At 37.0% G+C, this 25337-nt stretch carries 27 protein-coding genes and 2 riboswitches; of the genes, 2 read left to right on the forward strand and 25 right to left on the reverse strand.

The features are described 5' to 3' along the window. Nucleotides 1-83: 83 nt before the first annotated feature. The 12 genes from H9635_RS04960 to H9635_RS05015 all read right to left on the reverse strand — a co-directional run bounded on the left by H9635_RS04960 (nucleotide 84) and on the right by H9635_RS05015 (nucleotide 12624). Nucleotides 84-407 (reverse strand): DUF3784 domain-containing protein, encoded by a 324-nt coding sequence (locus H9635_RS04960; protein ID WP_191699043.1) that lies wholly within the window; start codon nucleotides 405-407, stop codon nucleotides 84-86. A gap of 130 nt (nucleotides 408-537) precedes the next feature. Next, nucleotides 538-684 carry a hypothetical protein gene (locus H9635_RS04965; protein ID WP_191699044.1) on the reverse strand — a complete coding sequence of 49 codons (147 nt, stop codon included), beginning with the start codon at nucleotides 682-684 and terminating at the stop codon, nucleotides 538-540. A 222-nt stretch (nucleotides 685-906) separates the two neighbouring features. After that, nucleotides 907-1107, reverse strand: coding sequence for a cold-shock protein (locus H9635_RS04970; protein ID WP_191699045.1), 201 nt, complete (start codon nucleotides 1105-1107; stop codon nucleotides 907-909). A gap of 338 nt (nucleotides 1108-1445) precedes the next feature. Next, nucleotides 1446-2720 (reverse strand): histidine--tRNA ligase, encoded by a 1275-nt coding sequence (locus H9635_RS04975; RefSeq protein WP_191699046.1) that lies wholly within the window; start codon nucleotides 2718-2720, stop codon nucleotides 1446-1448. A gap of 737 nt (nucleotides 2721-3457) precedes the next feature. Further along, nucleotides 3458-4495, reverse strand: coding sequence for a ThiF family adenylyltransferase (locus tag H9635_RS04980; RefSeq protein WP_191699047.1), 1038 nt, complete (start codon nucleotides 4493-4495; stop codon nucleotides 3458-3460). Beyond that, nucleotides 4492-5259: a thiazole synthase gene (locus H9635_RS04985; protein WP_191699048.1), complete on the reverse strand. Its 768-nt coding sequence runs from the start codon at nucleotides 5257-5259 to the stop codon at nucleotides 4492-4494. Before H9635_RS04985 ends, H9635_RS04980 begins: the two co-directional genes overlap by 4 nt. A 3-nt stretch (nucleotides 5260-5262) precedes the next feature. Beyond that, nucleotides 5263-5460: a sulfur carrier protein ThiS gene (thiS, locus tag H9635_RS04990; RefSeq protein ID WP_191699049.1), complete on the reverse strand. Its 198-nt coding sequence runs from the start codon at nucleotides 5458-5460 to the stop codon at nucleotides 5263-5265. Between the two features lie 7 nt (nucleotides 5461-5467). Next, nucleotides 5468-6574, reverse strand: a complete 1107-nt coding sequence (thiO, locus tag H9635_RS04995; protein ID WP_191699050.1) for a glycine oxidase ThiO — start codon at nucleotides 6572-6574, stop codon at nucleotides 5468-5470. Beyond that, the gene (locus H9635_RS05000; protein ID WP_191699051.1) at nucleotides 6558-7166 is read right to left on the reverse strand and encodes a thiamine phosphate synthase; all 609 of its coding nucleotides are present in this window, start codon (nucleotides 7164-7166) and stop codon (nucleotides 6558-6560) included. The genes thiO and H9635_RS05000 overlap by 17 nt, the downstream gene beginning before the upstream one ends. A 12-nt stretch (nucleotides 7167-7178) precedes the next feature. Continuing rightward, nucleotides 7179-7871: a thiaminase II gene (tenA, locus tag H9635_RS05005; protein WP_191699052.1), complete on the reverse strand. Its 693-nt coding sequence runs from the start codon at nucleotides 7869-7871 to the stop codon at nucleotides 7179-7181. A gap of 72 nt (nucleotides 7872-7943) precedes the next feature. Next, nucleotides 7944-8042: riboswitch (TPP riboswitch) on the reverse strand. A gap of 53 nt (nucleotides 8043-8095) precedes the next feature. Then, nucleotides 8096-8194, reverse strand: a riboswitch (TPP riboswitch). 67 nt (nucleotides 8195-8261) lie between these two features. Then, nucleotides 8262-9437 carry a M14 family zinc carboxypeptidase gene (locus H9635_RS05010; RefSeq protein ID WP_191699053.1) on the reverse strand — a complete coding sequence of 392 codons (1176 nt, stop codon included), beginning with the start codon at nucleotides 9435-9437 and terminating at the stop codon, nucleotides 8262-8264. Between the two features lie 100 nt (nucleotides 9438-9537). Further along, nucleotides 9538-12624: an efflux RND transporter permease subunit gene (locus tag H9635_RS05015; RefSeq protein ID WP_191699054.1), complete on the reverse strand. Its 3087-nt coding sequence runs from the start codon at nucleotides 12622-12624 to the stop codon at nucleotides 9538-9540. Between the two features lie 93 nt (nucleotides 12625-12717). Here H9635_RS05015 and H9635_RS05020 point away from each other — a divergent pair, with 93 nt between their 5' ends. Then, a complete protein-coding gene (locus H9635_RS05020; protein WP_191699055.1) occupies nucleotides 12718-13539 on the forward strand; it encodes a TetR/AcrR family transcriptional regulator in 822 nt (273 codons plus the stop codon). A gap of 387 nt (nucleotides 13540-13926) precedes the next feature. On the opposite strand, the gene H9635_RS05025 is transcribed toward H9635_RS05020, so the two are convergent. The 6 genes from H9635_RS05025 to H9635_RS05050 form a co-directional block, all read right to left on the reverse strand. Continuing rightward, nucleotides 13927-14325 (reverse strand): hypothetical protein, encoded by a 399-nt coding sequence (locus H9635_RS05025; protein ID WP_191699443.1) that lies wholly within the window; start codon nucleotides 14323-14325, stop codon nucleotides 13927-13929. Continuing rightward, nucleotides 14223-14528, reverse strand: coding sequence for a transposase (locus H9635_RS19520; protein WP_225231128.1), 306 nt, complete (start codon nucleotides 14526-14528; stop codon nucleotides 14223-14225). The genes H9635_RS05025 and H9635_RS19520 overlap by 103 nt, the downstream gene beginning before the upstream one ends. Nucleotides 14529-14654: 126 nt before the next feature. Beyond that, nucleotides 14655-15074: an Rrf2 family transcriptional regulator gene (locus H9635_RS05035; protein ID WP_191699057.1), complete on the reverse strand. Its 420-nt coding sequence runs from the start codon at nucleotides 15072-15074 to the stop codon at nucleotides 14655-14657. Nucleotides 15075-15197: 123 nt separating this feature from the next. After that, nucleotides 15198-15827 (reverse strand): NAD(P)-dependent oxidoreductase, encoded by a 630-nt coding sequence (locus tag H9635_RS05040; RefSeq protein WP_191699058.1) that lies wholly within the window; start codon nucleotides 15825-15827, stop codon nucleotides 15198-15200. Between the two features lie 751 nt (nucleotides 15828-16578). Further along, the gene (locus H9635_RS05045; RefSeq protein WP_191699059.1) at nucleotides 16579-17319 is read right to left on the reverse strand and encodes an alpha/beta fold hydrolase; all 741 of its coding nucleotides are present in this window, start codon (nucleotides 17317-17319) and stop codon (nucleotides 16579-16581) included. A gap of 111 nt (nucleotides 17320-17430) precedes the next feature. Further along, nucleotides 17431-18303 carry a DMT family transporter gene (locus tag H9635_RS05050; protein ID WP_191699060.1) on the reverse strand — a complete coding sequence of 291 codons (873 nt, stop codon included), beginning with the start codon at nucleotides 18301-18303 and terminating at the stop codon, nucleotides 17431-17433. Between the two features lie 358 nt (nucleotides 18304-18661). On the opposite strand from H9635_RS05050, the gene H9635_RS05055 reads away from it, so the two are divergent. After that, the gene (locus H9635_RS05055; protein WP_191699061.1) at nucleotides 18662-19042 is read left to right on the forward strand and encodes a nucleotide excision repair endonuclease; all 381 of its coding nucleotides are present in this window, start codon (nucleotides 18662-18664) and stop codon (nucleotides 19040-19042) included. Nucleotides 19043-19085: 43 nt separating this feature from the next. On the opposite strand, the gene H9635_RS05060 is transcribed toward H9635_RS05055, so the two are convergent. The 7 genes from H9635_RS05060 to H9635_RS05090 form a co-directional block, all read right to left on the reverse strand. After that, nucleotides 19086-19682: a transcriptional regulator gene (locus H9635_RS05060; RefSeq protein ID WP_191699062.1), complete on the reverse strand. Its 597-nt coding sequence runs from the start codon at nucleotides 19680-19682 to the stop codon at nucleotides 19086-19088. A 135-nt stretch (nucleotides 19683-19817) separates the two neighbouring features. Continuing rightward, nucleotides 19818-20390: a 5' nucleotidase, NT5C type gene (locus H9635_RS05065; protein WP_191699063.1), complete on the reverse strand. Its 573-nt coding sequence runs from the start codon at nucleotides 20388-20390 to the stop codon at nucleotides 19818-19820. Between the two features lie 9 nt (nucleotides 20391-20399). After that, a complete protein-coding gene (locus H9635_RS05070) occupies nucleotides 20400-21473 on the reverse strand; it encodes an FAD-dependent monooxygenase (protein ID WP_191699064.1) in 1074 nt (357 codons plus the stop codon). Then, a complete protein-coding gene (ribD, locus tag H9635_RS05075; RefSeq protein ID WP_191699065.1) occupies nucleotides 21466-22578 on the reverse strand; it encodes a bifunctional diaminohydroxyphosphoribosylaminopyrimidine deaminase/5-amino-6-(5-phosphoribosylamino)uracil reductase RibD in 1113 nt (370 codons plus the stop codon). Before ribD ends, H9635_RS05070 begins: the two co-directional genes overlap by 8 nt. 14 nt (nucleotides 22579-22592) lie before the next feature. Further along, complete coding sequence (locus tag H9635_RS05080; protein ID WP_191699066.1) at nucleotides 22593-23327, reverse strand: GTP cyclohydrolase II; 735 nt, start codon at nucleotides 23325-23327, stop codon at nucleotides 22593-22595. 122 nt (nucleotides 23328-23449) lie between these two features. Continuing rightward, on the reverse strand, nucleotides 23450-24895 hold the full coding sequence (gene panF / locus H9635_RS05085) for a sodium/pantothenate symporter (RefSeq protein WP_191699425.1): 1446 nt from the start codon (nucleotides 24893-24895) through the stop codon (nucleotides 23450-23452). Then, entirely contained in the window at nucleotides 24895-25158 is a 264-nt protein-coding gene (locus H9635_RS05090) for a YhdT family protein (protein ID WP_318245178.1), read from the reverse strand. Before H9635_RS05090 ends, panF begins: the two co-directional genes overlap by 1 nt. Between the last annotated feature and the right edge of the window lie 179 nt (nucleotides 25159-25337).

Below are 25337 nucleotides of genomic sequence, written 5' to 3' on the forward strand. Positions count from 1 at the left end.
AAAACTGCCCTACTTATCCCAGAAACGCTCATGTTAATGCAAAATGGAATAACTTAAATTATTTGATGTTTCTAAAGGTATTTTTAGTTAAAATACCTTCTTACCTTTATGGTATTTAAAATAGTCGTACCAGCTAAAACAAGAAGCCATATGTAAAGTAATTTTGCATTTATATCAAATTTATCAACTAGATATAGAGAAACTGGTACTAAAAGGAAAATTATTCCCATTAATATTGATTGCTTTCCTTGTTGCCTTTTATATCCTTCCTTATCAATCACATTTTCAACCTTTCCTGTAAAACTCCACATCATGAGGTTTTCTGCTTTATTATTTAAGTACGCATATCCTAATAAGAAAAATAAAACAGAGAAGATTAATAATATAAAACTAAAAAATCCAAGCAAAATGAAAACTCCTTTCGTAAATGTTTCAAAAAACCTATATCTCTACTCTAATAATAGTAACATTAATTGTACAACTAACCTGCTCCATTAGTTAAAGATAAATTGTATCCAAAGCGATGTTTGAGGATGTTTATTCACTTATTTTATTTTTACTTAATTCTTCTCGTATTGTTTTTAATTCATTTGTTTGTTTTACTAAGTTCGCATTTACATGTCTTATCAAATCATATATTCCAAGTAATATTACCAAGATTAAAATTATAAATAGTAAATCCATTAAGATCGCCCCTTTCATTAACTTCCTATATTTAGTAACTAGTTTAACATTTTTAAATAATAGAATTTTTAAAATCCATAAAAGTAATTTTATTATTGCGGATTCTGATTTTATATTACCTCTCGAATCTTCATCTTCATAAACACGAAAACCATAAACTGAACACAAAAAAGAGGCATCCTAATAAAAGGATACCTCTTTTGTATGGTTACATCATTAAAATTAAAGTTTTACGATGTTTGTAGCTTGTGGGCCACGTTGACCTTCTTCGATACCGAACTCAACTTTTTGACCTTCGTCTAAAGATTTGAATCCGTCGCCTTGGATTGCTGAGAAGTGAGCGAATACGTCGTTTCCGCCTTCAACTTCGATAAATCCAAAACCTTTTTCTGCGTTAAACCATTTTACTGTACCTTGTGTCATTTAAATGACCTCCATTATTCGTATTAATAAGATGACAATTTCCTTAAAAAGAAAAAAATTCACATATTACAAAAAGTACCAAACAAAATCCAAATACTTTTTGTAATAGGTGAATTTATTGTTGTCTTGTATAACTCTTATTAAACATAGTATATACCATAAAAATGAATCTGTCTAGTACATAGCCTACTACCTACTTTATTGCGCCATTTAATTAAACCTGCCCTATGTGATATTTAAGAAAGAATGTATTACTCTGACATCATGCAGCAGAAAATACATCACCTTTTATTAATTACTAACTAATGATCGAAGGTGATGTATTATTCTCTTCTAATTTAGTACGTCCATGATTTTTCTTCAATATCCCGTGTCTTCATATCCCTCAATTCATACTTCCCTTTAGCTAGTTCATCTTCCCCCAGTACAATAACCTTTGATACATTTTCACGATTGGCCTTTTCCATTGCCTTGCGCACCTTTTTGCCACCGAGCTCCACTTCCACCCGATTACCTTCTTTGCGTAAGCTTGTCGCAAGTTGAAGCGCCTGTTTTTCCGTGCCGATCGGAATAATATAAATATCGATCTCTGTAGGCTTTTCTTCAATTTTACCAGCTAATTCAAACGCTGTATAAATAACATCAAGGCCGAATGAAATACCAACCGTTGCAAATTCCTCATCTGTGCCTATTAATCCACCAATGGCATTATCATAGCGTCCACCACTGCCAATACTTGATTTAATTACACCGTCTGCTAAGAAAATTTCATAAATAGTTCCTGTATAAATTTCCAGACCTCGTGCTAAAAACGGATTAAAAATACAGGTTTCGGCAATATTAAGCGCGTTTAAATAATCCATCAATTCACGTACTTCAGCTACACCTTGTTTTATGAAGTTATTTTCTTCTTGGAATGTTTCAAAATACGAAAGTGTCGGTGCTGCGTCTAAAAAGGCTTCTATATTTTTTAGCGCTTTTTGACCTACCCCCAACTCCAATAATTCCTTCGCTAATGTCATACGGTCGATTTTTTCCATCTTGTCTAAAACTAAAATAACCCGATTCATTTTTTGTTCATCCACTTCAAGCACTTGTAGTAACCCGTACAAAAGCTTGCGGTTATTATATTGAATTAAGATGTTTACGTCTAATTTCTCAAAAGCATTGACTGCCATCATCATGAGTTCAGCTTCTGCAGCTTGTGACTTTACACCGACGATATCGACATCACATTGTGTAAACTCACGGAATCGTCCAGCTTTAATCGGACCATCACGAAACACCTTCCCGATTTCATAACGTTTAAATGGCATCGCAAGCCCTGGATTCATCGCGACTACTTTTGCGAATGGAATGGTTAAATCATAACGAAGTGCCAAATCACGTTCGCCACGATCTGTTAAGGTGTACATTTCCTGCAAAATTTCTGCCCCACCCCCATATTTAGAAGCCATTAAATCGGTATAATTAATCATCGGTGTTTCTAACGGTTTACAGCCGTATAAAATAAATGTATCCTCCAACGTTCGGCGAATTTTACGTCGTACTACCTCTTGCTCCGGTAAAAAATCCTGTGTACCCCTTACATTTTGATAATCCATTTTCTTCATTGCTGTGTTCCCCCTTTATTTTTGGCAATAAAAAAAATCGTCTATATAAAGCTCCTTAAACGGCTTTATGTATACGATTCCACGAAAAATAGTCTTCCTATTCGATATTAATAAATTAATAAAGATAGCAAGACTACTTTGTATGATGATGTGTTGTAGAAAATATAGATGCCTTCATTTTCAGCATAAACATTCCTCCTTAATAAGTTGCTCATTACTATACAGGAACAAATTTCAATTATCAACAACTAATATCTTTTATGGAAATAATACGGTTAATAACCATAGGGGTGGGAGACGAAATTGAAAATAAAAATTCCTAATGAAGGCCTCTGCTGCGCTCCGGGAAACAAGCGTTGAAGCAAGTGTTTTTGAAGCTACCGTCCGTTGTAATCCGTTCCGGGGCAGGCTTTCCAGACTTGGTTCCAAAGCTTTTTTAATTGAATTGCGTAACGAGATAAATAGAGGAATGAATTTCCGTTATTTTTAAAATAACATGAAAAATAGTAAAAATAAGAGAAGAGATTTCCGTTATTGACCTTAAAAAACATGAAATTTAATGATTTTATTGAAAATAACGGTAAAGTGTTCCCTTATTTATCCTAAAGTGACTTAGATCATTCAAATAACGGTAAAAGCTTCCCTTACTTTAGGAGGGCAGTTGATCAGACTAAATAGTATAAGGGTACGAATTTATGTTTCGTACCCTCTTGTTCACCACATTTCAGTTGAAATATTTACACCTGTACTCTTTGATTGCTTCCGCCTATTTGTATGAATCGATTATAAACAACTCTTGCTAACATCGGGTCTGCAACACCATGGATAATGGCACGACCATCCTCAAAGAAAACGATACGGTATGTCTCAAAATGACACGATAGTAAATATGGATTTACTATTAGCTTTGTCACTTGCTTACTTATGTTTTCTGCAATTTGTTCTAACGAATACTTATACGATTGGCCAGGTCTTAGCTGAACGGCATCCCGCCCGCAAAGCACCCCTACCTTCATTTGCTGCTCTAATTGGAGAAAAGGGTAAATTGGTTGTTCTCCGCAAGTAAGGCAATGTGGATTTTTAAGCTTCGATACATGAACCTTTGCGTGCTCGTCCTTCCAAAGGTCGACCGATTGAACAATTGGTTGCAATGGGATTCCTGAAAGCCACTTCATTATATGTGTTACTTGATACGCAGCCGTAACTTGAACAATTGGGCTAATGACACCCACTGTATCACAGGTCATCGTGTCCATCGGTAAATGCTGTAGTAAACAATGTAAGCACGGGGTTTCTCCTGGGACAATAGGCAATGTGAGACCATAGCTCCCGACACAGGCACCAAATATATACGGAATCCCTTTCTTATTTGCCGCATCATTAATGATTAAGCTTGTATCAAAATTATCCGTTGCATCGACAACAATCATATGCCCTTGCATTAAAGTTTCTATATTTAGTCCGTGTACATCTTCCACAATACCTTCAACAATAATTTCACTGTTTATTTGCTCCAGTCTTTGTTTAGCTGCGATAGCCTTTGGTAATTTGCGATGGACATCTGTCTCGACGTAGAGCTGCTGGCGCTGCAAATTGCTCCATTCAACATAGTCTCTATCAACAATCGTCAAATGCCCAATTCCTGCCCTCGCCAGCATTTCAGAACTCGCTGAGCCAAGTGCACCTGCCCCAATAATTAAGACTTTTGCTTGCTGGATACGTTGTTGCGTATTTTCTCCTAAAAATAAGGATTGTCTTGCATAACGATTGTTCAAGGCGTCACCATTCCTGCTGTCGGGCTGCTCGGAGTTGCATACTCTTTTTCTTCTATTCTGCCTGCCTCAAAGCCTAATCTGCCAGCATCTATCGCGAGCTTCATTGCCTCAGCCATTTTTACAGGATCTTTTGCGCCAGCTACAGCTGTATTCAGTAATACCGCATCTGCTCCTAACTCCATCGCATAGGCAGCATCTTTAGGCGAGCCAATCCCTGCATCTACAATAACTGGTATAGTTGACTGCTCTATAATAAACTTTAAATTCATTGGATTAATAATCCCTTTGCCTGAGCCAATTGGTGAAGCACCTGGCATAATCGCATGAACACCCAAACTTTCAAGGCGTTTAGCTAGAACGACGTCATCCGATGTATACGGTAAAACGATAAATCCTTCTTCTAACAGCATTTCTGACGCCTTTAAAGTTTCAAGGGGATCCGGTAGCAATGTATGCCAGTCTCCAATGACTTCGACTTTAATCATGTCACATAATCCGGATGCCTTAGCAAGTTTAGCAATACGTACCGCTTCCTCTGCAGTTTTTGCCCCTGCTGTATTAGGCAATAGCGTATATTTCGTCAAATCGAGCTGCTCCAAAAAGTTAGGCTGCTCTTCTGAAAAAATATTCATTCTTCTTACGGCAAACGTTAAAATTTCTGCCTGGGATATTTCTACTGCTTTTTTCTGCACCTCAAACGACGGATATTTCCCTGTCCCTAACAGCAGTCTGGATTGAAACGTGCGATCTGCGATTTTCAACATATTTCATCCTCCTCCAACAAAATGAACAATCTCTACTACATCACCTTGTGATAAGCTCGTCGTTTCATAGTTTTCTTTCATGACAATTTCATGATTAACCTCTACGACAACAATGCGATTTTCTAAGCCATAATGTTTCAGTAATTGCTGAACATTTTCAAAGTGCTCTATTTGCTTTCTCCCATTCACTGTAATAGACATCGCTTACTCATCTCCTGTTAGGTCGATTAATTTGAAAAGACTCGACCCATTCTTTTTTCACAGTCCTATTTAATATAAAGCTCGCAATCATCTCACCTGTTGCTGGTGCTAATAAAATCCCGTTTCTGTAATGTCCTGTTGCAAATAATATCGCTTCATCATGTGGATGAAAGCCTATAAATGGTTTTTGATCGAATGTTTGTGGACGCAATCCTGACCAGGCAGCATTCATCTTCATCTGACCAATTCCAGGAAAGAGTTCCTTCGCTTTTTGAATTAATGTTTCCATGCCATCCAGACTTACGTGTTCTGACCAATCATTTTCCTCCATAGTAGCGCCAATAACTAGCTCCCCATTATTTCTAGGAACGATATAGTATTTATCATGAAAAATAGTGTGTTTTAAAAAAGTACTTCTCCCTTCCACAGCAATACATTCCCCTTTGACCGGTGTTATTTGCTGCTCTACACCTAGCTGCTGAAAAAAGGGATTACTCCAAACACCCGCAGCAATAACAACCCGTTTTGCTTTGAACATTCCTACTGTTGTATCTATTTGAAAAGTATCCAGCTGCTTTTGAATCTTTAACACATTTGTATGTTCAAAAATGGATGCACCGTAAACTTGTGCCCCTTTAAGAAAAGCCTGGCATACACGATACGGCATTACACTAATATCCTCTTCAATATAGGCAGCCCCTATTATTTTCGGGGAAACATCGGGTTCTAGATTTCTTACTTCATTTGCTTCAAGCCATTTCACAGTAGGCAGTGTGAGTATTGCCCTTAATGCTTTCTTGTCATGTTCAGAAAAGGCCAGCTTTAAAATCCCTCCCTTTTTGCAGCCAATGTCAATGCCACTTAGCCCGTATAGTTCATCCTTTAACTCCGTATAGAGCGCTTGACTGTATCTCGCAAAATTGAAGAAGTCCTTTCCATAGCCTTCATATTCCGAATGTGCTCCAAGCATACCCGCCGCTGCACTTGTCGCTTTTAGTCCAATTCGACTTTCCTCAAGCACGGCCACCTCGACTTGATTCTTTGCTAAATAATAAGCAATTGCACTTCCAATAATTCCTCCGCCAATTACGACTACGTCATAGCTTGTTTGCATCTTTAATGGCCTCCCTGTATTGGTTCGCTGCTGCAAACGGATGCGTTGCCGAAAAAATCCCGGACATAACCGCAATTCCATCTGCCTTAACATCTAGGAGTGCCTGGACTCGATCCACATGAATTCCACCAATGGCGAAGACGGGAATTTTTAAGTTCTTTTTCATTTCATTAATAGGAGAAAGACCGTTTGGAACCTTTCCTTTTTTGCTGTTTGTTTCAAAGCAATGTCCATACAGTACATAATCGGCTCCATGGTGCTCCGCCTCCTTTGCACCTGCATAATCATGAACAGATTTCCCTATTTTAAGATGAGGAAATTGCTCTTTCACCTGCTTTATAGAAAAGCCTTTTTCTGGCAAATGTACTGTTGGAATACTGTTGCTCACCGCAATATCCAAATGACTATTTACGATAATTTTGTCTTTCGGGACAGATCTCTCGTTCAAATATTCCAGTAAAGTCACCACTTCTTTTGGTGTTTTTGATTTTTCACGTATTTGTATATAATCCACGATTTGCTGAATTTGAATAATTTTTTGTGCTAATACTGAAATTGGCTGACTATCATCTGTTAATGCCATTAACTTCATATAAATATGACCTTATAAAATCGTAGCATGCTCATTCATATACACTTCCTGTTGCCAATCCTGACAAGTCCAGGACATTTCCCAAAACTGCCACTCATAATAGCAACTGCGCTTGAAATGGGCTGTCAATTCACGTTCATTATTTCCTGGCATCTGTGCAAATCGATTCATCATTTCCTTTTGTTTTTCAATTGTTTCCTCCATCTCAGTGGAGGCATATAGATCAATCCACTGCTGATACAACTTAACACCCGGTGTTGCTTTTCGTAATGCGACCCCGATTTCCTGATATAACCACGGACAAGGTAGTATCGCAGCGTATGCGTCGGCAATCGACCCTGTATAAAATGCTTGATACATATGACTAACATAATTGTACGCTGCAGGTGCTGGTTGGAAATTTCTGATTTCTTCAGGTGTAACGTGCAACTCTTTGAAAGTCGAACGGTGTAGTTCTAACTCTGCTTCCCGTATAAAGTTCGCGGTTTCCAGGAAATAAGCTACATCTTCATCTTCATTAGCTTTTGCCGCCAGCATTGCAAGTAGTTTCATATAATGCTTTAAATAATAGGCGTCCTGCAGCATATAAAATTTAAACTTTTCCAGCTCCAATGTTCCATCAGCAATACCTTGTACAAATGGATGCTTCAAACTGGCCTCCCAATAATATTCCGTTTGCTTTCTTACTTCTTTACAAAAATCCATCCTATTTCCTCCTTGGAGGCGTAAGCAAAAAAGGCACCTCTACAAAAAGTAGAGATGCCTAAAAAAGTGCATATGTACGCACTTATTGCTCCCTACGCCAGTATTAACTGTCAGGTTCTAAGGGTCAGGTTTTAACCTTCTCAACACAATTGTGTCCCCCCGCAATTAAAAAATTTGCAAAAGAAAAGCTCTCCAAAAAGATGGAGAGCGCCACGTACGATTATTAGCTTGTACATTTTGCTCCCTACGCCCGTGTTAACGGAACAGGTTCTAAGGGTCAGGTTTTACCTTCTCAACACTTACGTGTCCCCCTGCAAATTCATTTAATTACTACTAGTCTACTGATAATTCTGAATAAATGCAACGGTAATTTAAATTTTTTCCTACTGCCTACCATTTTCTCGCTTCATTCGCTACGTATAGTGCGACAGTTTTATTTTGCTTCCAAACATTGTTCCAGCGTTTTAGTGGCACCGAGGCTTCACCGGCATATGGTGCAATTTCAACCGTCATCGCAGGTCGGTCTTTAACTTTTGTGAAGTAGTCCTCAGAAGCTGCGATTGGTTCGTTTTTTGTTGTTACGGGCATAATCTTATAGCCTGTAATTGAGGAAACTCCCTTTACTAGCTTTTTCGTGCGTTCAAAATGGCTCTTCGCTCGACTCCAATATATAATTTGACCGGAAGAATGATAGGATACATAGGCTAAATGATTGCCGCGATCAATCAGTCTTTTCATTGCAAGTGCTTCAGGCTCTGTATTCGGCGCTTTACCTTTATATTCTTTATACGAAGGCTTTGTCATTTTTATTAATTGCCATTTCACATTGAATTGCCGATTTAAATCGACACCATTTATATTTGCTTTCCAACGATTAAAATTGGAGCTCCCATTCATTGCTCTTAACTTGGCCATAGGTGTTTTCACTTTTCCACCTTGTGAAAGAGTTACACCATCTGGGTTAACCATTGGTACAAACACAATACTTACCTCACTTAATATCGTTTTTACATCATATTTTTCTATCTTCGTACCATTCAAGTAAGCCTTTAAATATGTACCAATCATTTCCATCAGCACGTTGGTCGTCATATGTTCCCGGCCATGGAAAGCTGCATCGAATAAAACTTCCTTTTTACCAGTTCCAAGCTTTATGGAATAAAGAGAACGCCCCTCAACAGATTGTCCAATTTCCTGTAAATTCGTAAGTGAAGGATACATTAGTGATATCAGCTTTAACTTTGAGGCTACTTCATCGAATGTTAAAACTTTCGAACCGTCGACTAATTGATCATAGTGGACATCGGTTAAAGTAAGAAAAGCGGTTTTAGACGAATTTTTTACGATACCTTGCTTATCATGTATCCCGGTTAATAAAAGTTTCTCCCCTTTTGCTACTTTTTTTATAACAGTCCCATTTTTATCCTTCAGTTCTATATTCTTTTTTGCGATTACTTGTACCGGATATTTTCCAAGGTCAACCTTTTCTGTAGCAGCATTTGTAGTCATTGGATGAATAATGGCTGCTACAAATAATATTAAACTAAAAAGCAATATTTTTCTCATGAAATTCCTCCCACTTAGGTCTATAAAACTTAACTTCTATACCCTTTACTGTACAATAAAAAACGGCCTGTAAGAATATTATTCCTACAGGCCGCTCATATTAATTGTCTTTTACATCTTTACGATTTTTCTTCAGCATTTTTGATAATACTTCATATACAATCGGAACGATAATTAATGTTAATAATGTTGATGATAATAAACCACCAATTACTGTTACAGCCAAGTCCTGAGAAATCAGACCGCCGCCAGCGCCACCGAATGCCATTGGTAACATTGCACCAATTGTTGCAATCGCGGTCATTAAAATTGGTCGTAAACGTGTTGCCCCGGCTTCCAATATTGCTTCACGCATATTCATACCTTCATGTTCCATACGGATAATACGGTCTACAAGTACGATTGCGTTCGTGACAACGATACCGATTAACATCAGTAGTCCCATCATAACTGATACAGAAATCGTTTGACCTGTCGCGAATAATCCAATCCAAGAACCTATTACAGTAAATGGTAATGAGAATAAAATCGCAAATGGTGCCAAACCTTCACCAAATGTTACAACTAAAATGAAGTATACAATTGCAATCGCTGCAATCATCGCTACACCTAATTGAGTGAATGTTTCAGTCATATCAGCTGCAACACCACCTACACCAGTCGTAACACCTTTAGGTAACTCTAAATCAGCAATTTTTTCATCCGCTGCAGATGTTGCTTTAGAAATATCTTTGTCTGTAATTGTTGCAGATACTGTCGCAAAGTATTCACCTTTTTGACGAGATAAAGAATTTAAAGTCGTACCTTCTTCAAGCTCTACAATGTCTCCGATAGTCATCGATTGACCTGTTGCAGTTTGAATTGGTGTTTCCAATAATTCGTCAATGTCAGCAGCTGCAGATCTAGCTTCACGCTGTACAACAACATTAATGTCACTGCCATCACTTTCAACAGTTGTTAACACTTCTTTTGCTGTATTTGTTTGTAATGCCATTAAAATTTGTGCAGTAGTTAAACCGTATTGTAATACGTTTTGTTGATCTACTTTGATAACATTTTCTACATAAGGCTCAGAAGCATTTGATTCAACTTCATCCAGTCCGTCGATATCCACTAATACTTCTTCCACTTGAGCTACAGCTTCGTTTAACTTATCTAAGTCTTCACTGTATAATGTATAGCTCACTTCATTCGATGACATACCCATCGCGAAGTTTTGTGTTTTCCATTCGCCTGATTGGCCAACGTTGAAGATATAGTCCTCTACTTCTTTTTTCGCTCCAGGGAAATCATCCATATCCGGATCGAAAATCGCGTAGATTAAACCACCGCCAGCACCGCCGCCAGTCATCATCGAGGCTGCATCTGTTGAAGGCTCCGTATTTACCGATAATTGTAAAATATCGATATCTTCACGCTTCATTAATTCCTGTTCAACTTCTTCAATGTTGGCTAAAGTATCTTCCATTAACTCACCTGTTTTAGGTGTGTATGTTAAGTACATAACCTTCTCTTCTTGAGAACCCATGAAGCTGAAACCGATTAAAGGCGTTAATGCTAATGAACCTACTAACATTACAATCGCAATGATAGAAGTAATCCATTTATGATTTAAACATTTTTCTAAGAAACCTCGGTAAGTTAATGCTAATTTACCAACCTCTTTATGTTGACTTTCTGATTTTTCACCGTAAATTTTCTTACGGAATAATGTGTGAGAAAGTGCCGGTACAATTGTAACCGCAACGATTAATGAAGCGATTAATGCAAATGACATTGTAAGAGCGAATGGTACGAATAATTCTCCAACCATACCACCTACAAATACTAATGGCGCGAATACCGCAATTGTTACTAATGTTGAAGACATAATTGGCTTAAACATTTCAATCGTTGCTTCACGAATTAATGCACGGCCTTGTAATTTTTCTTCTTTTAAGTGCATACGACGGTATATGTTTTCTACTACTACAATCGAGTCATCAATTACACGACCGATTGCAACGGTAATGGCACCTAACGTCATAATATTTAATGTAATATCCATCCAGTGCAATAGCATTAATGCCATAAATACTGAAACTGGAATTGAAATAATCGAAATGATTGTTGATTTAAAGTCACGTAGGAATAATAGGATAATTAAAATCGCAATTAATCCCCCGAATACTGCCTTTTCAACCATTGTGAAAACAGAGTCTTCAATCGGCTTACCTTGGTCTAAAGAAATATCGATTTGAAGACCGGAAATTAACTCTTGCTCTTCTTCAATTAAATCTTTTACTGCATTTACAACTGTTACTGTATTTGCATCCTGACCTTTAATAACTTGAATGGCAATAGCATCTGAACCATTTGTACGAGAAACTGATTGAACTTTACCAACCTTTTCAATCTCAGCAATATCGCCTAGCTTCACAAACGGTACTGGATTTGCTTCAGATGGTGTAACAGGGATTAACATTTCTTTTAAGTCTTCCACTGTTTTGAACTTACCATCAACTGCAACAGCCTGCTCGCCTTCTTCAAATTTATATAAACCTAAAGAAACAGCTAAGTCGCTTGCTTGAACCATTTGCTTAACAGAATCTTCTGTTAGGCCTAATTCATTCATTTTTGCTTCATCATATGTGAAGGCTACCTCTTCCAAATGCTGACCAGTAACCGTAGCTGATGCTACACCGTCAATTTTGTTTAACTTTGGAAGGATAATTTGTTCTACCGTAGAAGTTAATTCGACAATATCCTCATCTGAACTACTTACTGATAACGCAATAACCGGCATCATATTCATACTGATTGCCATAATAGAAGGCTCTTGAGCACCTTCTGGAAGTGCAATATCATCTAAAGCAGCTTCTAATTGACGTTTCTTTTCATCCATATCTACGCCATATTCATATTCCACTTGAACTTGTGAAACATTTGAACTCGATGTAGAGTAAACAGCCTTTACATCTTCTAAACTTTCAACAGCCTTTTCATAAGGAATTGAAAGATCATCCATTACTTGCTCTGGTGTAGCACCAGGATAAACACCCATAACGATTAAGAACGGGATCGATATGTCTGGAATCGATTCCATTTTCATACGTGTAGATGAATAAATACCTGAGAACACGATTATGATTGTTAGTAACCATACGGCAAGCTTATTTTTCAATACGAAATTTACTAAGCCTTTCACGGTTCCACCTTACCTTTCTTGACTATATGTAACCACCATTCTATAATAATGACTAGCCGGTCACGTGTCAATTGAAAGGGGCTCAAAATTATTATGACAAGAAAACAATTAATAATGGATTCTGCCCTACAGCTTTTTGCAGAAAAAGGGATAGAAGCTACATCAGTTCAACAAATCACTGATCACTGTGGCATTTCTAAAGGTGCCTTCTATCTTTCATTTAAATCTAAAGATGAACTTATTTATGCAATAATTGAACATTTTATGAACAATATAATAAGAGAAGTTGACCAAGCAGTCAGTGAAGGGTCTACACCATCAGAAAAACTCCATAATTATTTTGTTCATACCTTTAAAGTAATGTCACAATATACTGGTTTTGCGGAAATTTTAATGAAGGAAAAGGTTTCTGCGATTAATGAAACATTGATTGAACGAATCCAATTTTATGTTGACTTAGCGAAGAAAAGCTTGGAAAAATTATTATTCGAAGTATTTGGAGATCAAATTGAAGGTAAACAGTATGATTTAGTGCTCGTTGTTAATGGGATGGTACAGGCGTATTTACAAAATTTCTTCGAATCGTGTAAACCGTTCGATGTTATAAAACTTGCTGATTCACTCGTAGAGAAAACGACGCTATTGGCTACGAAAAGTGAAGTCGTTTTTTTACAGGATTCATCTCAGCTGTACAGTCGAATGAAGGTCTATTCAATAGAGCATATTATTGAGGAACTAGATCAATTACAGCAACAAACAAATGATAATCTGGAACTGGAATCCATCCAATTGCTGAAAGAAGAGCTAACTATGGAAAATCCCCGTCCTGCTATCATCATTGGTCTTGTTTCTAATTTAGAAAAAAATGAGAATTTTAATTGGGTTACATTATATTTAAAAAATCATTTCATTTGAATGAGGGTATGAAAAATCCCGCTTCAAAATTAAAAGAGCCTGGGACGTAACCCAACAATGCCATTAATATCCTTGAGGGAAATGGCATTTTTTTGCTAGCATAAAAAATTGATTTCCATTCCGGGACGCTTTCCGCGGGCGTGGCCTGAGCCTGTAGTCTCAGGCGTCACGCTTTTCCCGCTGGAAGCTTTGCTTGTAGCGAAAGGCGCTAGCCGTCAGCTACACTCGCCCTCCATTCCAATCAATTTTAAAGTCTACGTTTATTAATAAGGGTCTTTTCCTTCTCCAAAGAATATTCTACTTTTTCTCAGCCCCTTTATTTTGTTTCTACCTCATAACTATTGTTCTCCTTAACGGTAGACACTTTTCTGGGGGCAGTTGATTAAATTACTGAACGGACTGCAAATACGCTTCATATTCCTTCGTATCATAACCGTATTGAAGTGCGTAATTCAGCCCCTTATTCATTAACATTTCACTGAGTGAACGGTCCCCTTTAAACATAATTGCCAAATCCGCAAACTCAGCTGGATTATTAATAAATGGCTCGTACAAATCAAATGTAATTTTTGCCTTTTCTAAATCCCCCATAGCCGCGTATGCTTCAATTAAAGCAAGCGACGTAAACGGCGTATAAACATTTAAGCGACCATGTCTTTCATTCACTGAGTCTACATAAGCAATTAATTTCGCATGATCCCCATGCAAGCTATCCAATTTGCGAATAGAGCCTTGTTGAATCTCAAAGTTTTCATGAAACGTTTCTCTTCTATTAGTTTTGCCCACGCAACGTGGAAGGACGAATTCGCTGTACCTTGCACTGTGCCCCCGAATTGATATTTAGCTCGCCATTCATATAAGCGATTTGGATTCAAATTAAACATCTTGCAAATTTCTCTTGTAGAATAACGACCTTCCTCTAGGTATTTAAGAGCCGAAATCTTCGTCTCTAATGAAAATGTTTTATTAGACAAAAAAATGCCCTCCATTCGATAAACAGATTTTATTTTTTAATCTGTCTACCTAATGGGGAGCATATCATAAAACAACGTTTACCGATTTTTCTTATGCCCCAAACTTTTATTTGAGAACTTTTTGAATGAAAACAAATAAATTTATAAGGGGATATTTACTTTGCTCATAAGGTCGTTCAATGTTTTGGTCTTTAAATTTTCTTCTAATTCTAATTGGACATTTTTAAATTCATCCTCAATTACTTTTACAATAGATAGTCCATACATACATTGCGGGTTCACACTCTGATGGATCCCAAATAACTCATTAGACGGATCAACAGCCTTTAAAATTTCATATAATGTAATATTTTCGGGCTTCTTAGCTAATATGAGTCCCTTTTTAATTGAAATCGATTGTAATAAACTAGCTTTTTTAAGTGCACTCAACATACGACGTACAACGACTGGATTTGTCCCAATACTTTCAGCAATAATTTCAGAGTTTAACTTATCTTTCTCTGGTACACACTCAACGAAAGCTAATATATGAATACCTATTGCTAATCTTGTATTAATCACTTGTTTACTTCCTCCTAATTATCGTGCAGTAGGTTTAATACTGATACTACATAAAGTATAGAATTCGTAGAGAAATTAGGCGAGTAAATCGTGTTAGAAAGTCATCTAATTCAAATACTATAGTTATTTTTCGCCTACTACTGTAATCGCTGTGCCAATATAAGTTCCATTTACAGCTGCATCAATAATCGCTACAGCTAAATCTGCATAACTTACATAGCTTTCACCTGTTGAATTGAAAATTAAATGGTCATTTCCAACAAGGTAATTACCTGTACGTTCCCCTTCTGGATCAAAGAATGCTGATGGAGATACATATGTCCAATTAATTGAAGATGCTTTTAACTCTAAATAACTAGCATACTGTTTTTTTGAAGATGGTACTAAAAAGTCTGGGAAATCAGGTGTATCAAATACTTGCATTGTAGCTGCTTCATCAACAAATAGTCTTCCAGCTCCACCAATGACAATTAAGCGTGTTGATACATCTTTAAAGATTGAAATTAAATGTTTTCCTATCACTAAATATTGATCAGCATCCGTTAATGGTGCTGCAAATGTATTAATCACAACATCAAATTGTTGAATGTCTTCAGTTGTTAACTCTAAAATACTTTTTTCAATCGTCTTTATAGAATGCGTTAATTTTGATACATCACGTACGATAGCTGTTACATCTACCCCTCTTTCAATTGCTTCAGTTGTAAGCTTTTGTCCTGACTTGCCTGTTGCGCCAATAATACCAATTTTCATAATGAATCTCCTTTTTCTTAAAACAATCATCCGATTTACTGTAACTATAATTGTTACAGTAAGTCATTATATTAGTAATTTTTAATAATAGCAAGCGTTGGATAATAGTTGGTCTCTATTCGTTAAATATAAAAACAGCTAAGACGCTATTGTCCTAGCTGCTCGATTGGAAGTTCCAAAAGTGACGTTTGGTAACATCCTTTTTGCTTAATATTGTAAATGTATAAATCTGATGCCACCCTTATGCAACAATCGGCCGCGATTGTTCAATAAAAATAGATTTTCAAACGACTTAATTGTGATATTTTTTAGTATAGAGAAGTTGCTTAAATTCAAAATTAAACAATTATATTTTTAGCCCTAAATTAGAACGGGGTTATGCTTGTTTAATCTTTAAGATTAAATAAATTTATTTTCATTTCACAATAGCAATAGCTGCCTCTTTTTCAATACATATGATTATAGGTTCTACTTGTTATTAGTTACCCGAAATAATCTCACTTTTTTTATAAAAACAAACTAGATAAATAAAGAACCAACTGTTTTGATTAAACTTTATTTCAAAACAGTTGGTTTCTTTCTGTATAAAATCATTTTGTGCCAAGGGGTGCAAGTGGGAAAGTCTATAGGCTTTCCCACTTGCATGTCCCCTAGGAGTTGGGGCTATACCGATGAACAAATAGTAGTTTTACTTATATAAAAAATATATGACTCTGTCTAAGTTCAAGCACAATAAGGTCACTCTATCTTTTTAATTTTCTCCATTCAGGAAATTTAATATTTCGCGGGCTACGGTTTTCGAATCTTCCAGCATGCCGAGATGCCCTGTATTAGTTTTTACTTTTTTAACATGAGGGTTTGATGTCACAATTGGTGTAACAGCTTTGTCCTGTTCACCTTCAATAACTAATATTGGAGTAGATGTTGTATCCATTAAATCCTTTTGACTTGGACGTGATTTCATTGCCCCAAGTGCAGCAACGAGCCCTTGCGCATTTGCTTCGTGTGCCACTTCCTTTGCAAATAGCACATCTTCTGCATCTGCATCCGGAGCTAAGAAGTTATGGATAATCCCATCTACAAACGGTCCGACTCCATGTAATGATATTTCTTCCTGTTGTTTCGCTCGTTTTTCAATCGCTTCCGGGGTATCCGGTGCATCAGATGAATACAATAAAACAGCCTTTTCAATATTCGTATATTGTTTTTCGATGGCTGCAAGCGTAATATATCCGCCCATTGAATGGCCAATCCAATATGACTTTTCAACTTTTTCTAATGTTAAGATATCGATAATATCTTCTGCATACTGGTATACTGTGTAATCCCCTTCAGGAGCCTCACTCTTTCCATGTCCGGGTAAATCAATTGCAATGACATCAAAGCACTTTGTTAAAGGTTCAATAATTTTATCAAAAATTGCTGTGCCACCTAAAAAGCCGTGAACTAACACGACCACTTCTCCTGATCCGTTTCGAGTATAATTTAACATTAATATCAGTCCTCCCCTTGTTTCTTCTCTTATCTTTTTCCGTATTTACGTAAACATAAACAAAGAGCTGTATTAAAGTTTCAATGACTTTAAATACAGCTCTCTACTTATTTATATAAAGGACTTTTTCCGTCTAAATGTAGGTTTTACTTCGGCAAAAAGAATGGCGATAAAAATAAGCACACATCCTACAAGCATACGCCCCGTTAAAATTTCATGTAAAATCAGTACAGAGAACATCGTACCGAACAATGATTCGGTAGATAAAATGATCGCTGATTTTGTAGGATTCGCATATTGCATCCCAATATTTTGGCAAACATACGCAACCCCGGTACAAAAAACGGCTAAATAAATAATGATTCCAAGACCTTCAGAACTATAGCTAGTCGGTACTTCACCTAATATTAATACAGCAATTACACTTAACACGGCCGCAGTATAAAACTGAACGATTGTTAAAGCTAATGCATCCTCTGTTTTTACAAAAACATTCGTATAAAAAATATCAAATGCAAACCCTACCGCACAAAGTATCGATAAGAAATCTCCAACATTAATAGTCAATGAATCCTGCAGCGATAAAAATCCAATCCCGACAACTGCAATTCCGGCAGCAATAAATTCAAAACGATCGATGCGTCTTTTGTAGATAACATAGGCGATAATAGGCACGATAATAACATTAATCGCCGTTAAAAAAGCATTTTTGGATGGAGTCGTATATTCCAATCCCATAGTCTGTAACGCAAAAGCAGTAAATAAAATAGCTCCCAACACTGCGCCCTTCCACAAGACGGCTTTCGTTATTAACCGAATTTTTTTATTGAAAATCATACTTAATAAAATAGAAGCTAACAAAAAACGTCCCGCCATTAATTGAAATACGGTCCAATGCTCCAAACCTTTCGCCATTCCAACGAATCCACTTCCCCACATCACTGCGGTAATAAGCATTAACAGTTCGCCTTTATACTTTTGCATAATTATTCCTTCTCTCTCTTTATACACAATTAGATATACAATAATCAATATTGCATAAAAAAGAAAGTGAAAATTCCAAAATATATGGAAATATTGAATAAATTTCATATTTATTGCTTGACTAGAGCATTAGTAATTGGTTTTTTATTAACAAAAAAGAGAAAAGATCATGTATTATAAATATTTTGTTCGAAGTGATACTATAATATCGTTACAATTTAGTGTCGGATAATATGTAATGCAATGATTAATATTTATATGATTTATACATTAAAAAATGGGTATTATCTATATAGATAGCTATTTATGTGAATTTCATGTAAAATAAGCCTTTATAATACTTTAGGGACGTGAACAAATGATTAAAATTGAAATGCCAAAACCTGATTTAGTAATTCGTCAGCGTGAGCAAGTTTTAAAACAAGGAGACGTGGAAATTACACCTTACTTCGGCTTTATTGATTTCCACAAAATTACGCGTGATAAAGGCGGAATTTTCTTCTTCTATAATGAGAAAAATGAACTTTTATTCGTTGGGAAAGCACGTAAAATTCGTCAACGCATTAAAAAGCACTTCGAAGACAACGTATCACCAATGAAAAACCATCGTGATGAAATCCATAAAATTGAAGTATATGAAATTGAAGATCCAATGGAACGTGAAATTTACGAAACATACGCGATCAACCAATTCCAAGCTAAATACAATATCGATAAAGTATTCTTCGAGCGTCAATAATCTCAAAAAAAAGCCTTGCCATTTCTATAATGGCAAGGTTTTTTTATCGTGGTATTTTATAATCCAGCATTTCATTGATTTTCGATAGATCTTCCATAATGCCTTTTTTCTGATTGGCAATGCCTTCGTACCATTTGTTTAAAATGTCCTGCATGCCTTGCTCAATCTCTTTTCCATCAGACACTAATTGAACCATCACATCGATAACCTTTGTTCGCTCTTCATAAAATTTAACTCGAGCCGGGAAATCTTTTCCGATATTTTGCTTGAAAATATAGCCTAGTTTAATAATCCCATTATTCATCAATTGCTCCGAATAAAGTGTAGAACCAACAACCGCTAGACGTTCATTAAAATCCGGGTTTTCTTTTATATAATTTTGCATCATTAAGCTCACTTCATCTGCAAAAGACTTCAACTTATTTCGTTGACCATCCAATAAACTTTTCGCTTCTTCAAAGACGTTTAACATAGCCTCTGTATGATCGAGCATATTTTTCACTTTATTTAAAGGCTCTTCACTCGCACCATTTAATCGAACTTGAATGGTACGGTATACATACTGGCGCTGCAAATAGGCCGATAGCAAAATAATCCCATTATAATTTATGCTTGCTTCGTAATGTTGTTCAGTAATCATAGTTTTATTTATCCCCCAACCCTTAACGATATACTCATACAATACCATAGATTTTACGAGTTGAAAGTAAAAAATTCAAACTATTTCACTTTTTCAGTTCAAGGATAGTATTATGCTAGACTCTCTTCCATACAGTTACGATGTTGCGTTTTGAATTAATCCGTTAAATTCGCTCCAATTTAATAGACGAGTACATTCCATTTCTTGATTATATGACTGATTTTTAACAATAACTTTCGTATTTGTTCCTGTTAGCGTATTCAGAACAGCCGGCTTATCATCAACATAAACATCAAGCTGTAATTTTTTTATAATATCAATTTTCTCATGATCTTTCATACCACAAAAAAAGCGCTCATCTACAACAGGAAATCCCTGTGCCTTTACCCACTCACGCGTTTGTTCACAATAGCCTTTCGGACGTGATGTAATATAGTAAATTTCATGCCCTTCTTCTGCTAAGGCTTGTAAAACCTCTTTCGCCCCTTCATAGCTTGGACAATCTGTAAAATAAATATCTTCCATCGAATCATTCCACATTTTACTGCCTTCTTCACTCGTCATTCCAAATGCTTCATGAATTTCAACTGTCAAAATCTTATCGAACAGGTCCTCACCAATCGATTTGTTTAACTTCTTACTATATAAATGAAACGCATGTCGACGTAAATCAATTAGTGTATCATCAATATCAAAACCAAATTTCATTTTTCTCACCTAACTTAATATGACAAAAGCATCTTGAAACTTTTGTTCTTTTTCGATTTGTAATGCTTGAATTGCTGCAATTTGCTTCTGACGTTCAGTGGCACAGCTATAATCAAATGGATTCTTTTGAAGAACCCATTGCGCTAATATATGAGCATCCATTAGTGAACTATTTAAACCAAACGCTCCAGTTGGTGTCATTGTATGGACTGCATCCCCGATTAATATCACACCGTTTTTTTCCCATTGTTCTGATGTTGTACTAAACACATCAAGCAGTACAAAGTCACGCCAAGTCTGGATATGCTCATTGACCATATCAGTTAACTGTGGAAATGCTTTTATCAACTTTTCAATAAAAGGGGTAAATGGCTGTTTCCTTAATGATGGATAGCTTCCCTTTTCTATATTCCACCCGATCTGCACAAAGCCGTTTGTTTGGGTAAAAAGCGATATTTGCATGCCATCTACGAGCGCCATCTTAATTGACGGGGTCCAGTCTTCCGGTGCCGGTATTCTTGCCCATAGTAAATCATAGCCATGATTATGAATCGTCGCGTCTAAATTTGCCAATTTGCGTATCGTGGAATGGCGTCCATCTGCCCCAATAATAAGCTGTGCGTCTATTTGAATGATTTGATCGTCCTGAAGCGCCATAACACCTATATAATGACCATGTTCATCCTGTATAAGCTCTTTAACCGTCGTATTTAATAGATAGTCAAAACTAGTATATTTTTGAGCTTGTTCGACAATCGCCTGTAAAAGGTGTGCTTGCGGTACATGAATGCCTAAATGTCCAATCACTGGATCAGGGTAAACTGTATTGAATTTTTGCCCATCCAACCAATATTCCAATGTTTCCATTCGAAGTAACCCAAGCTCTTCAATCCGTTCGAATAATCCATATTGCTTTAAAACTTGCTCGCCTTCTTCATTTAAGTGCTCTCCTCGAAACGCTTTTGCAAAGCCATTTGTGCGTTCCAGTAAGAGTACGGAAAGATTATGCTTAGCTAAAATGTTTGCAAGTAACGTACCACCTGGACCACCACCTACAATGCAAACATCCACTTTTCTACTCATTGGACTTCACCTTTTTAGGATAAGCGATAATGCGTAAATCTTCCCCAATTCGGGTCACTTCATCAAACTCAACGAGTGAAGCAAAATCAATGGTCTCAACATCGTCTCCTGTAAATGGTGTTATCGAATTTTTGCCTCCTAACACTTTCGGGGCGATATAGACAATATATTGGTCGATGATATTATTCCGTAAAAACGAAGCATTTACAGTGCCCCCACCTTCAACTAATAAGTGGGTAATCCCCTGTTTATATAATGCTTGCAGCGTTTCATCCAGATTAAGACCTGATGCATTTACTGCTACTCGGATTATTTCTACACCTAGCTTTTCATATTCTTTAATGGCATTTTCGTTTGCATCGTGTGACGTCACGATAATCGTACGTACTTCGGTCGTATTGACTATATGAGCATTCAAAGGTGTTCTCAATGTACGGTCCAACACGACACGTATCGGGTTACGACCTGGGCGATCGGCAAGCCGTGTTGTCAGTTTCGGGTTATCATTGATTACAGTTTGGACGCCTACGAGTATCCCATCCACTTCATGTCGCAGTTCATGAACATCAGCACGTGCCTCTTCATTTGTAATCCACTGGGAATGTCCATTATATGTAGCAATTTTGCCGTCCAACGTCATTGCAAACTTTGCTACAACAAACGGCCGCTCTGTCAGCATATTATGGATAAAGCGTTTATTTAGTTTTTGTGCTTCCTCTTGCAAAATGCCTACTTCTACTTCGATCCCTGCGTCACGTAAAAGTTGAATTCCGCGTCCTGCTACTTCAGGATTCGGATCTTCAGTAGCAACAACGACACGGGTAACTCCACTTTCTTTTACTAGATTCGCGCAAGGTGGTGTTTTACCATAGTGGGAACAAGGCTCTAACGTCACATATATAGTAGCTCCCTTTGCATGATCACCTGCCATTTTCACTGCATGAACTTCAGCATGGGGCTCTCCTGCTTTCCGATGAAGCCCTGTACCTACAATGACACCATCTTTCACAATGACAGCTCCGACTAGCGGATTCGGATTCGTATTCCCCTTTGCACTTGCCGCTAATTGGAGTGCCAGTTGCATATAGTCCTGATCTGTTTTCATATCATTCATTCCCCTTAAACAGTTAGCTTTTCAACTAAACCCATGTGTCCAGACTTTTGTACTTTCGTTTGTAAATACTGTTCATTCGTTTCGGTTAGACCGCCCCATAAAGGTATATGCCCTGCCACTAGAAGCCCACTTTTTTTCAAGGCGTCCAGCTTTTTCGGGTTATTCGTAATCAGTGTCACTGCTTTTGCACGGAGTACTTGCAATACACGGATGGCATCGTCATAAGAACGAGTGTCATCTTCAAAGCCTAGTGCATGATTTGCCTCTACTGTATCAAATGCTTCCTCTTGCAATAAATAAGCAAGTGATTTTGAAAACAAGCCAATGCCGCGCCCTTCATGATCTGCCAAATATAATATTGCTCCACAGCCATGATCGACTATCATTTTCATAGATTCATGCAATTGGTAGCCGCAATCACAGCGTTGTGACCCGAAAATATCACCTGTATGACAAATACTGTGCATGCGAATTAAAGCATTCTCATCATGTGTAAAATCGCCATATACTAATACCGATGATTGCTGCCCGAAAGCTAAATTCATCGAAGGTATCGACTGTACTACCTGCTCTTTCGTTAAATCTTTTCCGACAGTAGTCCACGAATACCATTGGAAAGTCGCTTCAAAATCACCTTGTTTTATTGGTAGCTTTACCGGTCCAACAAGTGCAATATTTTGCAGATCGTCTCGACGGATAAGCTGAATTTTATCTTTTAAAATTGCCATTATATTTTCCATATATGATCACCTTGTTTTCTTTAAGTTACTTTACGTAACCTAGTTTATAATAATAAGTTAATAACGTCAAATAAACCGAAGCAATCTATCATATGATTGCTTCGGCTTTTTTGAAAGGGCTCTTAAAAATGATAATCCTCTATTTTCTTTACTTTATTTGCAATTAAACTTACAACTACAAATGTAAATAAAGATGCAAAAATAGGAATTGTCACCGAATGCATGCCGTATATATTTTCTGCAAAGCTATAAATAACAATATACAGCACTATACCAACAATCATCGAGCTAATTGCTCCATATTTATTCGCCTTTTTCCAATAGAGACCAAACACCACGCTCCACAGGAATGCTGATTCCAATCCGCCAAACGCAAATAAATTCAGCATAATTAATAGTTCAGGCGGTTTTACGGCAAAAATAACGACTGTAATTCCAATAATTGTCGTTACCCAGAAGCTACGATTTTTTATTTGTGTTTCACTAGCTTTTGGATTGATATAATTTAAATAAATATCTTTTACAACGGTAGAGCTTACTAATATTAACAATGCATTAACCGTCGACATAATTGCCGCCATTGGAGCAGCGAGTACAATACCTGCTAAAACAGGCGGCAGGACTTCAAGCGTTAATAAAGGCATCACCTTATCGCCAACTTCAATACCCGGCATTACAGGACGCGCAAATACACCAATTAAATGCATGCCGAACATAATTGTGCCAATTCCGATAGTACCGATTAAAATAGCACGGTGTAAGCTTTTTGAATCTTTATAGCTCATTGCTCGCACCGCGATTTGCGGTAAACCGATTACACCTAACCCGATTAATATCCAGAACGTTGAAACATATAAAGGTGTTAAATTACCAGCTGCACCAAATGGTGAAACTAAATTCGGATTTTCCGCAACTAGCCCTTGCATAATATTTTCTACACCGCCACCGGCAATTACCGTAGCGATTAATAAAATAACTGTCCCGATAATCATAATCGTTCCCTGCAATGCATCGGTTAATGCTACGGCACGGAAACCTCCGATAATTACATATGCCAATACAGCGACCGCAAAAATCAGTAATGCGTTCGTATAGGAAAGTCCAGTTAATGATTCAATTAACCGTGCCCCACCGACCCATTGTGCTGTCATTGAAGCAAATAGGAAAATAATAATACTAATGGCCGATAAAATAACAATCGTATGGCTGTCATAGCGTTTCTTTAAAAAGTCGATTAATGTAATTGCCTCAATACGACGCGATACGATCGCAAATTTCTTACCAAGAACCATCAATACAAAATAGCCGGCAGGAAGCTGTGCCATTGCAAGTAATACCCAGCCTAGACCCGTATTATAAGCAACACCTGGCCCGCCGATAAAGCTTGATGCACTTCCGTATGTAGCCATCATAGTCATTGCTAGAAGGAAGCCACCCATTTCACGACCGCCTAAAAAATATTCCTGCATAAAAGAGGTCGACGTTCGAACTTGTTTATTTGCCCAAATTCCAATTCCGAATATAACGATTAGAAATATGAAAAGTGGTACAATTACTTGCCAATGAATCATTGATGCTTGTCCTCCTCTTCAAGTGAAATATCTTTGAAGAAAAGCTTCATCGCAAGCCAAACACAAATAATCATAAAAACTGTTCCGACAATACAGCTATAGAAAAACCAGGCCGGGAACCCTAAAATATATTTATATTGAAGCGGATCGCCTGAACCGAGTCCATAAGCAAAACCATACCAAATCGCAAAGTTTATAATGACAAGTACAACTCCGATTAATGCTTCTTTATGTGCGATTTTAAAACGCTTATCCTGCACAGTAAACATCCTTTCTTTAAATATCAATTTACGATGGCAACTTTTAGAGATGCCTACTTCATTCTTTTTGTTAAAAGAAGTTGAATAATCCTCTCTATCATACGTGGCAAAGCGTTAGAAGAAAAGACTTTCTAAATAGAAAAGCCCAAATTCCTCGAAATTCGCAAACAATATTATTA

This window comes from Solibacillus faecavium (assembly GCF_014836905.1).
In the GTDB taxonomy this organism is placed as follows: Bacteria; Bacillota; Bacilli; order Bacillales_A; family Planococcaceae; genus Solibacillus; species Solibacillus faecavium.